The sequence below is a fragment of the Streptococcus mitis genome (assembly GCF_003942685.1).
GTDB classification, from domain to species: Bacteria; Bacillota; Bacilli; order Lactobacillales; family Streptococcaceae; genus Streptococcus; species Streptococcus mitis_CD.
On the sequence record NZ_RJNR01000003.1, the window covers coordinates 70,148 to 85,171 of the forward strand.

General features: G+C 38.3%; 8 protein-coding genes. 4 read left to right on the top strand and 4 right to left on the bottom strand.

From position 1 onward, the window contains the following. Positions 1-772: 772 nt before the first annotated feature. Together D8855_RS03770 and D8855_RS03775 are read right to left on the bottom strand one after the other, a co-directional pair. On the bottom strand, positions 773-1,747 hold the full coding sequence (locus tag D8855_RS03770) for a sensor histidine kinase (protein ID WP_125416119.1): 975 nt from the start codon (positions 1,745-1,747) through the stop codon (positions 773-775). Continuing rightward, positions 1,740-2,417 (bottom strand): response regulator transcription factor, encoded by a 678-nt coding sequence (locus D8855_RS03775; RefSeq protein WP_125416121.1) that lies wholly within the window; start codon positions 2,415-2,417, stop codon positions 1,740-1,742. Before D8855_RS03775 ends, D8855_RS03770 begins: the two co-directional genes overlap by 8 nt. A gap of 408 nt (positions 2,418-2,825) precedes the next feature. On the opposite strand from D8855_RS03775, the gene D8855_RS03780 reads away from it, so the two are divergent. From D8855_RS03780 to D8855_RS03790, 3 genes are all read left to right on the top strand, one after another. Beyond that, positions 2,826-3,395: a TetR/AcrR family transcriptional regulator gene (locus tag D8855_RS03780; protein WP_125416123.1), complete on the top strand. Its 570-nt coding sequence runs from the start codon at positions 2,826-2,828 to the stop codon at positions 3,393-3,395. A gap of 88 nt (positions 3,396-3,483) precedes the next feature. Continuing rightward, entirely contained in the window at positions 3,484-4,260 is a 777-nt protein-coding gene (locus tag D8855_RS03785; protein WP_125416125.1) for a ferredoxin reductase domain-containing protein, read from the top strand. A 123-nt stretch (positions 4,261-4,383) separates the two neighbouring features. Then, complete coding sequence (locus D8855_RS03790) at positions 4,384-5,457, top strand: DUF2974 domain-containing protein (RefSeq protein ID WP_125416127.1); 1,074 nt, start codon at positions 4,384-4,386, stop codon at positions 5,455-5,457. A 90-nt stretch (positions 5,458-5,547) separates the two neighbouring features. Here D8855_RS03790 and D8855_RS03795 read toward each other — a convergent pair whose 3' ends face one another. Next, entirely contained in the window at positions 5,548-12,891 is a 7,344-nt protein-coding gene (locus tag D8855_RS03795; protein ID WP_125416129.1) for an Ig-like domain-containing protein, read from the bottom strand. Between the two features lie 623 nt (positions 12,892-13,514). Here D8855_RS03795 and D8855_RS03800 point away from each other — a divergent pair. After that, on the top strand, positions 13,515-14,144 hold the full coding sequence (locus tag D8855_RS03800) for an MBL fold metallo-hydrolase (protein ID WP_049511048.1): 630 nt from the start codon (positions 13,515-13,517) through the stop codon (positions 14,142-14,144). Between the two features lie 94 nt (positions 14,145-14,238). On the opposite strand, the gene D8855_RS03805 is transcribed toward D8855_RS03800, so the two are convergent. After that, complete coding sequence (locus D8855_RS03805; protein ID WP_094753187.1) at positions 14,239-15,003, bottom strand: hypothetical protein; 765 nt, start codon at positions 15,001-15,003, stop codon at positions 14,239-14,241. Between the last annotated feature and the right edge of the window lie 21 nt (positions 15,004-15,024).

The window sequence follows — 15,024 nt, forward strand, 5'->3', positions numbered from 1 at the left end:
TTTTTACATATCTCAGAACAATCTCTACTATTCCTTATTTCAGATAGTGCGATACTCAGACATTGAGTGCAATAATTGTAAATCACACAAGTTCTGCAGTTTTTACTATCATTCAAAATATAATTTGCTATTTTGTAAAATATAGGTCTATCCCATGTTTCTTTGATAGATGTAAAATGAATATTTCCAACACTTCTATTGAAAGTAAGCTTTTCAGTTTTTCTAACGATTTAGGCTATTTCGTGACACACCCACAATCCGTGAAAATTCTGGTTATATCAGATTATGTGATTTTCGTAAGAATTTTATATTGTCTCCAATCATGGTAGTCTCCTTTTACTTGATAAAACTNTTATAACATTTAGAAATTAAAAACTGGTTCAAAATCAATAGGATGTGTGTATTCGATACATTCAATAAATTCTTGGAAACAGTTCTACACCAGTTACACAAATCTATATACACCTATCTCATTCAAAATAAAAAGAAAGCTGCAGTTCTTTTAATCCTGTATCAACGATTCATTCTGAAATCGAATAGGAGACATTTCCCAAGTCTACAATTCACTTCATCTCAAATTAATTTTTGTAATTCACCCTTAGTTTATAGATTTTATACTCAACAAAAGTATAAAGCATACAAAACTTCACTTTGAACCAGTATTTATACTATATTCCGTATTAAAAATTCTATTATTGGTTTTGTAAAAAACAGTCTTCAAATATCCTGAAATATAGCAAAAAGAGATTGGGTAAAAACTCATTGTCTCTTCTCACTCAAGGACTAACTTTACTTGAGCAAACTGAATCCGCACTATCGTTCCTTTTCCAACCTCAGACTCGATACGAATCTGGTGCCCCAGTTCTTCAGAAATTTTCTTAGATAGATAGAGGCCAAGTCCAGATGACTGCTGAGTTAGGCGTCCATTATATCCTGAGAAGCCACGTTCAAAGACTCGGAGGACATCACTGTTTTTTATCCCGATTCCCGTATCCTTGATACAAAGCTCTTGCCCCTCCATATAAATCTCCAGACCACCTTCCTTGGTGTACTTGAGACTGTTTGAGATGATTTGCTCAATAACCACTAGCAGCCACTTTTTATCCGTCACGATTTCTTTATCAAGGTCATGTAGATTGACATTTAGGCCTTTTTGAATAAAGAAAAGAGCATATTTACGAATTATTTCCTTGACCAAATCCTCAATTTGAACCTGCTTTAAGACCAAATCATCATGAAAACTTTCTAAACGCAGGTATTGTAAAACTAGATTGGTATAGGAGTCAATCTTGAAAATTTCCTGTTCTAATTGCTGCTTCAGTTGGCGGTCGGCTACTTCTGCAACTAAGAGTTGACTAGCTGCAATGGGGGTCTTAATCTGATGAACCCACAAGGTATAGTAATCCAGCAAATCCGTCAATTTTCTTTCTGAATCTGACCTCTGCTGATAAAGTTCCATCTCACGCGCTTCTAATTTTTCTGCTAAAACTATTTCCAAAGGAGATTTGGCTTCCCTCTCCCCATAGAGAATTTCCTGACGATATACCTGCATTTCTACCAATATGTCCCAAGCGAAAAATAAAATGGTTACAAAGCAACACAGCAGGAAAAAGTAGAGAAAGTAAATTCCCAAACTGGCAAATAAAAACTGAAAGAGTAAGAGCAGAAACGTCAAAGAAATCAGATAGACAAACAGACGACTACGGGAACGCAGATAGGCTAGAAAAAATTGTTTCCAATCAAGCATGCTTCAGTCCGTACCCTATCCCTTTCTTGGTCTCGATAAATCCTACCAACCCCTGCTCTTCCAACTTTTTACGCAATCGAGCCACATTAACAGATAGGGTATTGTCATCAATGAAAAAGTCACTGTTCCAAAGTTCCCGCATGAGATCGTCACGCGCTACAATATTGCCCGCATGCTCAAACAAAACTCGTAAAATCTGGAATTCGTTCTTGGTCAAATTCAAGACTTGCCCTTGATAATGTAAATCCATTGATTTGGTATTGAGGATAACACCAGCATATTCCAGTAAACTCTCGTCACGCCCAAACTCATATGAACGTCGCAACAAGCCCTGAACTTTGGCTAAAAGAACCTGCTGGTCAAAAGGCTTGGTCACAAAGTCATCCGCCCCCATATTGATTGCCATGACAATATCCATAGCCTGGTCTCTCGAAGACAGAAACATGATGGGGACCTTGGAAATCTTGCGAATTTCCTGACACCAGTGATAGCCATTAAACAAGGGCAAACCAATATCCATGAGGACCAGATGAGGTTCCGACTGGACAAAAAGACTCAAAACTTCCATAAAGTCTTCTACCAGGACCACTTCAAATCCCCATTCAGAGAGCATTTTCCCGACCTGTTGACGAATAACCTGATCATCTTCTACTAATAAAATCTTTTGCATCTGATTCTCCTTTGCTAATTTTAGGAGTCTTAAATCCTTTAGTATAAATAGAGGGCTTAGTATCTAATACTTTTTTGACATTTCCTTGTCACAACAGCTCAAAAACAGATAGTGAATAACCCCATTGATATCATACCTTATTTTCAGACATAGTGCCAGCACTACCCATTTATTTTTAATTTTTTCAACCCTCATTTCAGTTCTTTTATACATCCCCTTAACCAAAATTTATATCTATTCTTCCAAACCTTGAGTGTAGTTAAAACGACACTCTATACTCTTCTAACATTGAAAAGCTCCTTATCAAGTGGTATCCGTAAAAAGTTCTAGCTTTCAGATTGACAATCTGAAAAAGATTTGTTAAGATATGAATGAACAATATTTAATATTCATTCAGAAAAGAGGTGAATCAAATTGGACAAAAAACAGGCTTTGAAATCCGCAGCTTATGAAGTTTTTTCAAAAAAAGGATACAAGGCGACAGGAATTTCAGAAATTGCTAGACAAGCTCATATGGCAGTCGGATCTTTTTATAACTATTACGAAAGTAAAGAGGCTATTTTTTTAGATATCTATATTGATGAAAACAGCCGTGTTCGCCAAACTATGATCGAAGAACTGGATTGGGAAATTGATATGATTGATCTTATTAGTCAACTCTTTGCTCAATCCAGAGCACTCGTTTCTTCCAATAAAATCCTTGCAGAATGGTACAATCCTGCCATAGCAGATGAGTTGCATAGCTACTATTCCTCAGAAGAAGGGAAAGTCACGAATCCATTTCATCAATTTCTCGTGAAAACCTTTACTCATCGTTTGCAGGCTGAAGGCCATTCTCCAGAAAAAATTCAAGATATTTTACAAGTTTACAACCTATTTTACTACATGGATATGCATATCACAGAAAATGATTTTCCAGATATTAGCAAAACTGTAGAAATACTAGCAACCAACTTCATTAAAGGAATACTGAAATAAAGAAATCTTTTCTTTATTTTTTGGAAATTATTGAATGAAAAAAAATATTATTCATTCATAGAAAATTACTACACTATAGGAGTTAAAAATGAAACGAGGGAAAAAAATGTTCATAATTATTCTAACTACACTTGGAGTGCTCGGCTTTATATCTTGGGGAATCATTACCTATCTTGGACGAAGTCAAACTTTATCGATAAAATCCATTGAAAATCCCAGCGGAGATTTGTATTTAGTTCACATCACAAAACCAAAAAATCAAATATGGAAAGCTGGCTCCTATGCTCAGTTTAAGCTTCCTGACAGCTCGTTTGGCCCAGACAAAAGTCCAGTAAAGGAGGATCAGGCTAGCCGATGGCTAACCCTTGCTTCCACTCCTGATGAGGATGAAATTCTTATTGTAACCCATAATAGTGGTAGCGTGTTTAAGGAAACCTTAACACATTTACCAGCTGGTAGTAAAATTGAGATGAGTTGGCTGGAGTCATCTTTATCTGTTAAAGACAATGACCAAGCACTGGTTTGTTTTGCCTCTGATGTCGGTATTTCTACTCTGCGTCCAGTTGTGAAAGAGTGGGCTGGTAAGCGCTCCATCATTCTTAATCATTTAGACAAAGGAGTAAACATTTTTGATAATGAGTTAAGAGAGCTTAGTAAGAATAATCCTAATCTAACTTATAAAACTAGCGAAACCTTTTCTCAAAGCCAAGCATTTTTAAAAAATGCGGTTGTGAAATACGGCAACCAAGCTATTTATCTCTTAACCGGCCAACCTGATGATGTAAATGAGATGAAGAATTTTTTAAAGGAAAACGGGATTGATAGCAAAAACATTCAAGCAAGTTCGTTTAGAGGTTTGAAATAAAAGCAAACTGTCTTCTATGTGTCTGAATCATACCATTATAGGTCGGTATGTAGAGAGCTCGTACAAACCAACTAGTAAATTCTATGTGATTGTGATAAGATAAATAAAAAGAAAGGAGCTCTTATGGCCAATATTTTTGATTATCTGAAAGATGTCGCATACGATTCCTTTTACGACCTACCTTTAAATGAATTAGATATTCTAGCCTTAACAGAAACCACCTACCTACCCTTTGATAATCTGGTATCCACAAGTCCTCAGCGACTTTTAGACTTGGCACCTCAGGTTCCAAGAGAGCCCACTATGTTGACCAGTAAAAATCGCCTCCAGTTATTGGACAAACTGGCTCAACACAAGCGCTTCAAAAATTGCAAACTCTCCTATTTTATCAACGAAATCGACCCTGAGCTGCAAAAGCAGTTTGCGGCTATGACCTACCGCCTCACTCTCGATACCTATCTGATTGTCTTTCGTGGGACTGATGATAGTATCATTGGCTGGAAGGAAGATTTCCACCTGACCTATATGAAAGAAATTCCTGCTCAGAAGCACGCTCTCCGCTATTTAAAGAACTTTTTTGCCCAACACCCTCAGAAAAAAGTCATTCTGGCTGGGCATTCCAAGGGAGGAAATCTAGCCATTTATGCTGCTAGCCAAATTGAGCAAAGCTTGCGAAATCAGATTACAGAAGTCTATACTTTTGATGCGCCTGGTCTCCACACAGAATTGACACAAACTGCAGGCTATCAAAGGATAATGGATAGAACCAAGGTCTTCATTCCACAAGGTTCCATTATCGGTAGGATGCTGGAAATTCCTGCCCACCAAATCATCGTTCAGAGTAATGCCTTGGGTGGCATCGCCCAGCACGATACCTTTAGTTGGCAGATTGAGGACAAGCACTTCGTCCAACTGGATAAGACCAATAGTGATAGTCAACAGGTAGACACAACCTTTAAAGAATGGGTAGCGACAGTCCCTGACGAAGAACTCCAGCTCTACTTCGACCTCTTCTTTGGCACTATTCTTGATGCTGGAATTAGCTCCATCAATGACTTATCTTCCTTCAAGGCTATCGAACACATTCATCATCTCTTTGTCCAAGCGCAATCCCTCACTCCAGAAGAAAGGGAAACCATGGGACGCCTCACTCAATTATTGATTGATACCCGTTACCAAGCATGGAAGAATAGATAATCCACATAAAAAACCCAACTAATCACTTGATTAGTTGGGTTTTCATTTATGAAATTGAATTCCTTTGTTTAATCTTTAATGATTAAAACATTAGTCTTCTTTTTTCTTGCGTGCCACAAGACCAAATCCGCTCAATACTCCAAGAAGTCCAAGAGCTGCTAGGCTTGAGTGATCTTCTGTACCAGTATTAGGCAATTCCTTAGCTGGTTTAGCTGGAGCTGGTTTTGATGGTTTCGCAGGTTCTGGTTTCACAGAAGGAATGATTTTTTCATAAACATGAACTGTGTCACCATTTGGAAGTTTCTTAGTCTCTACGAAGCGGTAGCCTGGGATATTTTTCTTAGGTTGTTCACCGTCTTCTGTTGGATAGTTTGGAATTTCATTTCCATCTTTATCCTTGAATGATGTCTTAACTTTCTCATAAACGTGTTCTACATCGCCATTTGGAAGTTTCTTAGTCTCTACGAAGCGGTAGCCTGGAATATCTTTCTTAGGTTGTTCACCGTCTTCTGTTGGATAGTTTGGAATTTCTTTACCATCTTTATCCTTGTGACTTGTCTTAACTTTCTCATAAACGTGTTCTACATCGCCATTTGGAAGTTTCTTAGTCTCTACGAAGCGGTAACCTGGGATATCTTTCTTAGGTTGTTCGCCATCTTCACTTGGATTTCCTGGAATCTCATTTCCTTCTTTATCCTTGAATGATGTCTTAACTTTTTCGTAGACGTGCTCTGTATCTCCATTTGGAAGTTTCTTAGTTTCTACGAAGCGGTAACCTGGAATATCTTTCTTAGGTTGTTCGCCATCTTCACTTGGATTTCCTGGAATCTCATTTCCTTCTTTATCCTTGAATGATGTCTTAACTTTTTCGTAGACGTGCTCTGTATCTCCATTTGGAAGTTTCTTAGTTTCTACGAAGCGGTAACCTGGAATATCTTTCTTAGGTTGTTCGCCATCTTCACTTGGATTTCCTGGAATTTCGTTTCCTTCTTTATCCTTGAATGATGTCTTAACTTTTTCGTAGACGTGCTCTGTATCTCCATTTGGAAGTTTCTTAGTTTCTACGAAGCGGTAACCTGGAATATCTTTCTTAGGTTGTTCGCCATCTTCACTTGGATTTCCTGGAATCTCGTTTCCTTCTTTATCCTTGAATGATGTCTTAACTTTTTCGTAGACGTGCTCTGTATCTCCATTTGGAAGTTTCTTAGTTTCTACGAAGCGGTAACCTGGAATATCTTTCTTAGGTTGTTCGCCATCTTCACTTGGATTTCCTGGAATTTCGTTTCCTTCTTTATCCTTGAATGATGTCTTAACTTTTTCGTAGATGTGTTTTGTATTTCCTTTTTCGTCTACTTCAGTTTTAACAATCTTGTATCCTGGGATATCTTTAGTTGGTTTAGTTCCATCTTCTGTTGGTGAAAGTGGGTTGCCATCTTTATCAACGAATGAAGTATCAGGACGAACTGTTGGAGTGTAAGTAGCTGTTACTGGTGTACCATTCTTATCTACACGTTTAACGGTTACGCCTGTTGCTTTACCTACGAAGTCAGGTTCTGGGGTGAAGGTTACTTTACCGTTTTCATCGATTGTGTATGTTCCTTCACCTGGTACTTTCTTCTCAGTTGTGCCATCGTCAAATGTTGGTTTAACAGTTTCATCGATTTCAACTGGAACTTCCTTACCGTTGATTGTAACTTTTCCACCTTCAAATGTTGGTGTGCCTTCTTGAGGTTGTCCTTTAGGACCTTCTGATTCAGAATCTTTTGAAGTTGGTGTTACTGGAACGACTACAGGAGTGTACTTAGCTGTGATTGGTGTGCCGTTCTTATCTACACGTTTAACAGTTACACCTGTTGCTTGACCAGTGAATGTTTTCTCTGGGGTGAAGGTTACTTTACCGTTCTCGTCGATTGTGTATGTTCCTTCGCCTGGTACTTTCTTCTCAGTTGTGCCATCTTCGAATGTTGGCTTAACAGTTTCGTCGATTTCTACAGTTTTTTCTTCACCATTTACAGTAACTTTTCCACCTTTAAATGTTGGTGTTCCTTCTTGAGTAGCACCTTGAACATTTGTAGTGATGACATCTGAACTTGTTGGTGTTGCTGGTTTCACAACTGGTGTGTAAGTAGCTTTAACTGGCGTGCCGTTCTTATCTTCGCGTTGAACTGTGACACCTGTTCCTTTACCTGTGAAGTTCTTTTCTGGGGTGAATGTAACTGTTCCATCTGGAGCTACTGTGTATGTTCCTTCACCTTCGATAGTTACTGAATCAACTGGATCTCCTGTTTTCGGATCTACCAATTTAGCTGGTTTATCTTCATCAATTTCAACAGTTTTTTCTTCACCATTTACAGTAACTTTTCCACCTTGGAATACTGGTTTGCCTGTTTGAGTTGAACCTTGGATATCTTCAGTTACTGCGTCTGTTCCTGTTGGTGTTGCTTTCTTAACAACTGGAGTGTATTTAGCTGTTACTGGTGTGCCGTTCTTATCTTCGCGTTGAACTGTAACACCTGTTCCTTTACCTGTGAAGTTCTTTTCTGGGGTGAAGGTTACTGTTCCATCTGGAGCTACTGTATATGTTCCTTCACCTTCGATAGTTACTGAATCAACTGGATTTCCTGTTTTTGGATCTACCAATTTAGCTGGTTTATCTTCATTGATTTCAACAGTTTTCTCTTTACCATCGATTGTTACTGTTCCACCCTTGAATTCAGGTTTACCTGTTTGAGTTGAACCTTGAATATTTTCAGTTACAGCATCTGTTCCTGTTGGTGTTACTGGTTTAACTTCCGGTGTGTATGTAGCTTTAGCTGGTGTGCCGTTCTTATCTTGACGAACTACCTCAACACCTTTGGCTACTCCTGTAAATTGTGGTTCTGGCTTGAATGTTACTGTTCCATCTGGAGCTACTGTGTATGTTCCTTCACCTTCTACAGTGACTGAATCAACTTGTTCTCCAGTTTTTGGATCTACCAATTTAGCTGGTACTGTATCGTCGATTTCAACAGTTTTCTCTTCACCGTTAACCATAGCTGTTCCACCTTGGAATACTGGTTTGCCTGTTTGAGTTGCACCTTGAACATCTACAGTTTTAGCTGGTTCTGCTGTTGGTGTTACAGGTACGATAGATGGAGTATAAGTTGTAGAAACTTTTGTTCCATTTGCGTCCTCTGCTTGAACATCAGCAGGTGTAACATTACCTGTGTAAGATTTATCTGTTGGTGTGAAGGTTACTTCACCTGTTGCTGGATCAATTGAGTAAGTACCTACTGGAGTTACTCCGTCCTCAGCATATGCTGGAGTTGTTTGACCAGCTGGAACTTCATTTCCTTCTTTATCAAGAAGCTTGTAAGAGTTCTCTTTGATTGGAGCAATAGTGTCTCCAGGAGCGAATGTTGGAGTTCCTTTTTGAGTTTCACCTTGGATAGCTTCTGATGTAGCCGGTTCTGCTGTTGGAACTACCGGAGTAATCTTCGGTGTGTAAGTTGTTTCTACAGCTGTACCATTCTTATCTTTAGCTTGAACTCGTACTGGTTGTACTTCACCTGAATATGTCTTATCTGTTGGTTCGAATACTGCAACAGCTTTTCCATCTACAGTTTTAAGAGTGTACTTACCAATTACGTTTCCTTCTGGATCTTTAGCTGGTACTTCAGTAGCTGGTTGTCCATCTTCACCTAGAAGTGTGTAAGTAGATGGATCGATTTCTACAGTTTTTTCTTCTCCAGCAATTGTAGTTTTTCCTGCTTCAAATGAAACTGGACTTTCTTGAGTCTTACCTTGAACATCTTCAGTTGTAGCTGGTGTTGCTGTTGGTGTTACTCCTACGATATTTGGAGTATAAGTTGTAGAAACTTTTGTTCCATTCTTATCTTCAGCTTGAACTTTAGCTGGTTGTACTGGTCCTGTGTAAGATTTGTCTGTTGGTGTGAAGGTTACTACACCTGTTGTTGGATCTACAGTGTATTCCCCAACTTTTTTACCACTTGGGTCTAGAGCATCTACTGGTCCATTTGCTTCTGTTCCATCTGGATTTAATAATTTTACAGAACCCTCTTTAATAGGTACTTCTGTATTTCCTTCTGTAAATGTTGGTTTACCTGTTTGAGTTTCACCTTGTACTCCTGTTGAAGTTGCTGGAGCTGCTGTTGGTTTAACAGGTGTTACAGTTGGAGTGTATTTTGCAGTAGCTGTTGCTGTTACAGGTTGACCATTTTTATCTTGACCTACTGGTGCTGTTAATGATACATCAATACCTTTAGCAGTTCCTGTAAATTGTGGTTCTGGAGTAAATGTTACCGCTCCAGTTGTTGGATCGATTGTATAAGTTCCTTCACCTTTTACAGTTACAGTTGTTTCATCAGTTGGTTTTCCAGTCGCTGGATCTACTAACTTAGCTGGGTATTGTGCACTTGGTGTTACTGCATCTGGCGCAGTTCCATCACCATCTTTATCTACGTCAATTGAGAATTTAGGTGTTTTCGTTTGTGGTTTCCCTTGGATATCTGTTGATTCTTCAGGTGTTCCAACGATTTGTTTTGGAGTTACAGTTGGAATGTAACGACCATCCATAGATCCTTTAGTTGCTAAGCCAGTTAGTTGAACTTGTTCACTGACTAATTCTAGTTGGTCTTTAGCTTCACCTGCACCACCGATGATTTGGCGACCTTCATTACCCCAACCAGTAGTGTTACCATTGATATCTGTACGACGAATCGTAATACCATCTGCTGTACCTACAAAGTTTGCTTCTGGGATAAATTCTACATCTACATTTGCACCGTTATCAGTAATCTTGTATTTACCTTGCCCTGGTACAACGTAGTATCCATCAACTAGGTCAGCATCTGTTACTAATGTACCATCTGGTTTAACGATTTGTGATTTAACAGTTGTATCTATTGCATTGTCTTTATCAAAATCATAGTTCTTTTGACCATATGCGTTGAATGCTACAGTAGATGTTTGAGTTGCACCTTGTACATCTGTTGTTTCTCTCTTAGTTCCACGTGGTGGAATTGTTTGTTGGATTTGGAAATCTTCTACTTCACCTGAGTAGGCAATACCAGTAGGAGCCTTGACATCTGCTTTATCGTATGCAATACGAAGACGTGTAGCTAATTTTGTTGCACTGGTATCCACATTTTGAACTGTGTTTGTCCAAGTAAGAGTAACCTTACCATCAGCAGTCACTTCTGTCACACCAGCGGCTTCATCTTCATCGAATTTTCCATTGTTGTTAAAGTCAATCCAACCGTTAACGTAAGCTTTAGCTTCTCCGTCTAGGTGGGCATCGAAAGTCATTGAGTAAGTTCCATCATTAACTTTTTTCAACTTATAGTTATCATTTGGAGCAACATCATCACCCATCAATTGACGAGCACCTTCATCAGCATTACCGATACCATTGATATCATCGTATACAAAGGCATTTGTTTTGTTAATTGGAGTTGTTCGAACATCAACGTCAGCCGGTACAGAACCTAGATATGGTTGGTGTTGACCGTCAGACTTAGAAATAGAGTGGGCTACACGACCGTATGAAGCTGGAGCATCCCCTTCATCTAGGACCATAAATCCTAGCATAGATCCTTGTTGACCTGCAGAAAAGATGTACATACCAATGTTTTTAGCATTACGCGTCATTACCAATGGAGTAGAGAAACCTGAATCACGGTGAGTTGAGACCGGTCCAAAAACTTGTGTCCCTAATCCATCTGTGTGATATTTACCATCTTCTGCTTTCATCGCAATAACAGTATCTGATGTCACAGTTGTATTGAAGAAGCCAGCTGCTTTATCCGCTTTGAATTTTTCAAAGGCTTCTTTCCCTGAACCATTAAGAGTATATTCTACCCCAAATTGTCTACGATAACCATCTTGCCCATGTCCGGCAGAAGGCAATGTTCTGTATTCATAAGTTTCTGCAGTATAAGAACGAGCAGTACTATATCTTGGTGTCGTATTTGATAATTCAGTTACTAATTCAAATCCATCTCCATCTGTTTTGTAGATTTCAACTTCTGACGAACCAGCTTCTTCCCCTGTTAAGAATACAACGTTGGCTGGAACTTCTGTTCCATTTAATGTAGCTTTAACTGAGAATTCTACCCCTACGTTAGCTCCATCTTTAACAGACTGGATAACCGTTTTACCTTTAGTATCCATTCCGTTTGTTTTCGCAACAGAGTAACCTCCTTGCTGTACTACTTTTAATTCAGCTGGATCCCCATTTTTATACTCATTAACAGCATTTGCATCATAACCTGCTCCACCACGTTTTTTGTACTCATCCGTTGAGTTGAATGGCGCTAATTTAGTAACTGTTAAGGTTACAACATAGCCTGGAGAAATTTCTTGTGTAAACTTAGTACCTACTTGAAGTTTACCATCTGGGCCAAGATTTTCAATTTTCGCTTTCGGATTTGAAATGTCAAACCACTTGATTTGTTTTGTCAGACGTTCTGTGTTCTTATCTGCATACTTCTTCCAGTGGTTGATTTGTTCTTCTTCTGATAGAGGTGGAGTCGTAACTGTATCAGCAATGTCTGCTAAGACTGCTGAAAACTTACCATCACGACCAATACCTGCATTTTTCAGCTCGTTGTATACTGCAAGGATTGACTCATTTAAACGTGCAAGTTGTGCTTCTACTTGCTCTTTTGTGACACTCTTATCAGCTAGAAGAGATTTTGTTTCAGCAAGAACTGTTTGGTTTTTAGCTACTGCCGCTTCAACAGCCGCTTTGTTTTCTTCCTTCACTTCCTTTTTAGAAAGTTCAGCAGTTGCTAATTTATTAGTCACTTCTGCTTCAGATGAAGCTTTGTCAAGTGCTGTTTTAGCTTCTGAAAGAGATTTTTCTGCTGGAGTAGCTTTCTTTTCAGCTTCAGCTTTAGCAGCTGCTTTTTCAGCTTCTAATTTTTTCTGTTGACCCATAGCATCTGATTCAGCTACGGCTTGACCCAATGCTGAAAGTTTGTCAGCTAAAGTATTCACATCCAATTGACTTGCTTCTGGATTTGAAAGTGTTGCTTTAGCTGCAGCTAAAACTTCCTTAGCTGAGTTTACTACAGACGCATCTGCATTTTTAGCAGATGCTAATTTCATTTCTAAAGTAGCAACATTCGCTTCAAGAGCTGCTTTATTTGCTTTCTTAGCTTCCTGTACTTTAACTTCAGGTTTTGCTTCTTCTACTTTAGTTTCTGGCTTCACGGCTTCCTTTTCTTTATTAGAATCCGCTTGATTTGCTGGGGCAGTAGTTGCCGCTACTGATGCTTCTGCACCTTGAACTTCCGTTGCTGATACCGCACCATTTCCAAGAAACATCAAACCAGCTGCAACTGCTACTGATGCTGCTCCAAAGCTATATTTCCGGATACCATAACGGATGTACTTTTCTACTCTATAATCTTGTTGTTGCTTGCCTTTCATTTAGACCCACAACCTCCTTTTTTTATTTTGATGTCGATTTACAAGTTATTGATATCGCAAACTCACATCTAACCTCAGATGAAAACAAAAGATGTTAGAAGTCATTTTCAATATCATAAAATTGTCTACAACATACAGCTTTATGATATCATATTTCCTAGTCTATGGCAAATAAAATGGCTTATTTTTTTATTCTAAATTTAAAATAAATATTTTCCAAAAACACAATAATTTTCTGACTATTTAACTTGTTTTGTTAGATATATCAAAGAGTTATAGGTTACATACTATATTTTGTAGTTTTAATATATTAATTTAAGTTAACTCTACATGTATATTTTGCTGTTCACAGACAAAAACTTGTCTCTACTGTAAGATACAATTTTTTTGATTCATTATCTATTTTTTCAATAATTTACTCTCCAGCTCATTAGATTTATTTTAAATTCCAGTCAATTAAAAACTCTAGCTAGTTCATAACTCTAAAAATAGCTATCTTTATTTTAGACAGAATGAAATAGATAACCAGTAACCTTCTTTAAAAGAGAAGGATTTTCTATCCACTCTATTCTCCCTAACTGTGCTATACTTAATTTAGTACATTCTTTGAGATCGGAGCTAGTATGAAAATCCATAAAACTGTGAATCCTATTGCCTATGAAAACACCTATTATTTGGAAGGTGAAAAACACCTCATTGTTGTCGATCCTGGTAGCCATTGGGAAGCCATTCGTCAGACAATAGAGAACATCAACAAACCTATCTGTGCTATTTTCTTGACCCACGCCCATTATGACCATATCATGAGTCTGGACTTGGTTCGCGAGACTTTTGGCAATCCTCCAGTCTATATTGCAGAGAGTGAAGCCAGCTGGCTATATACTCCTGTCGATAATCTCTCTGGGCTTCCTCGCCACGATGATATGGCAGATGTGGTCGCAAAACCTGCAGAGCACACCTTTGCCTTTCATGAAGAATACCAACTAGAGGAATTTCGTTTCACTGTCTTGCCAACACCAGGTCACTCTATCGGTGGTGTTTCTATCGTCTTTCCTGATGCTCACCTAGTCTTAACAGGGGATGCTCTTTTCCGAGAAACAATCGGACGGACCGACCTTCCGACTGGTAGCATGGAGCAACTCCTTCATAGTATCCAGACCCAACTCTTCACTCTACCAAACTATGATGTCTATCCAGGGCATGGTCCAGCTACTACTATTGCCCACGAAAAGACTTTCAATCCCTTTTTCTAGCAAGCAAAAAACCAAGGAAACTTTTATCCTTGGTTTTTGTGTACTGCTATTTTGTGACTTTAGAATCTAGCCTAGTTTTAAATTTCATCAAATACTAGTTGACTGGGGCAAATTCTTTCCATTCAAATTTAGCTAAATCAAGTTCATTAGAAGAAATCCCTAAGATTTGCTCTGGCTTTTGATCACTACCAATTTGAAAGATTCCTTCTTTAATCTTCTGCACTCCATCTTTATTAAAAGCATACAGACTTAAGTTCATTTCTGGTCGTGTTGACTGCCAGTCTGCATATCTGACTTGACCGTTTTCATAAATAACTAAACTGGAACGAAAACCACCTGCAGAAGCTACATAAGCTGTATGAAGCAACTTGGGTTGTTTATTCTCTAAATAGTAAATGGCTGAAACAAATTTTTCATCTCCAATAAGTAACTCGTCTTGACCATCCTTATTCAAATCAGCAATAACATATTTCCAATCTGGTGCATTTTTATAATCCATTCGAGAGAAAATCAAACCATATTCATCTGAAGCAATCTTGTGTTGTTTATTTTCCTCGTACAAATCTTCTCTATTACCTTGCTTTAAAAGGTCTGTATAATGATTGTACCGCTCTATTACTTCCTTGTACAAATCTTTTCCTGTTTCGCTTTTCGTTTCCATTGTTGTTGGTGGCGTTGCCATTGAAGAACTTGTACTAGTTTGGCTCTCTGACTTCGTAGAGCTTTCCTTCTGTTCCTCTTTGGTAGAAGATGATTGTGTTGCCGAAGGTTCTATTTTTTCATCTTTTTTGTTTGCACCACAAGATGCTAAAACAAAAACAGTAAGAATAGCTGAAAATATCATTAAAAATTTCTTCATATTAACCTCTTTAACCCATCC

Coding starts and splice junctions, on each gene's coding strand:
- D8855_RS03770 (WP_125416119.1), bottom strand. CDS start 1,747: ATGCTTGATTGGAAACAATTTTTTCTAGCCTATCTGCGTTCCCGTAGT.
- D8855_RS03775 (WP_125416121.1), bottom strand. CDS start 2,417: ATGCAAAAGATTTTATTAGTAGAAGATGATCAGGTTATTCGTCAACAG.
- D8855_RS03785 (WP_125416125.1), top strand. CDS start 3,484: ATGAAACGAGGGAAAAAAATGTTCATAATTATTCTAACTACACTTGGA.
- D8855_RS03790 (WP_125416127.1), top strand. CDS start 4,384: ATGGCCAATATTTTTGATTATCTGAAAGATGTCGCATACGATTCCTTT.
- D8855_RS03795 (WP_125416129.1), bottom strand. CDS start 12,891: ATGAAAGGCAAGCAACAACAAGATTATAGAGTAGAAAAGTACATCCGT.
- D8855_RS03800 (WP_049511048.1), top strand. CDS start 13,515: ATGAAAATCCATAAAACTGTGAATCCTATTGCCTATGAAAACACCTAT.
- D8855_RS03805 (WP_094753187.1), bottom strand. CDS start 15,003: ATGAAGAAATTTTTAATGATATTTTCAGCTATTCTTACTGTTTTTGTT.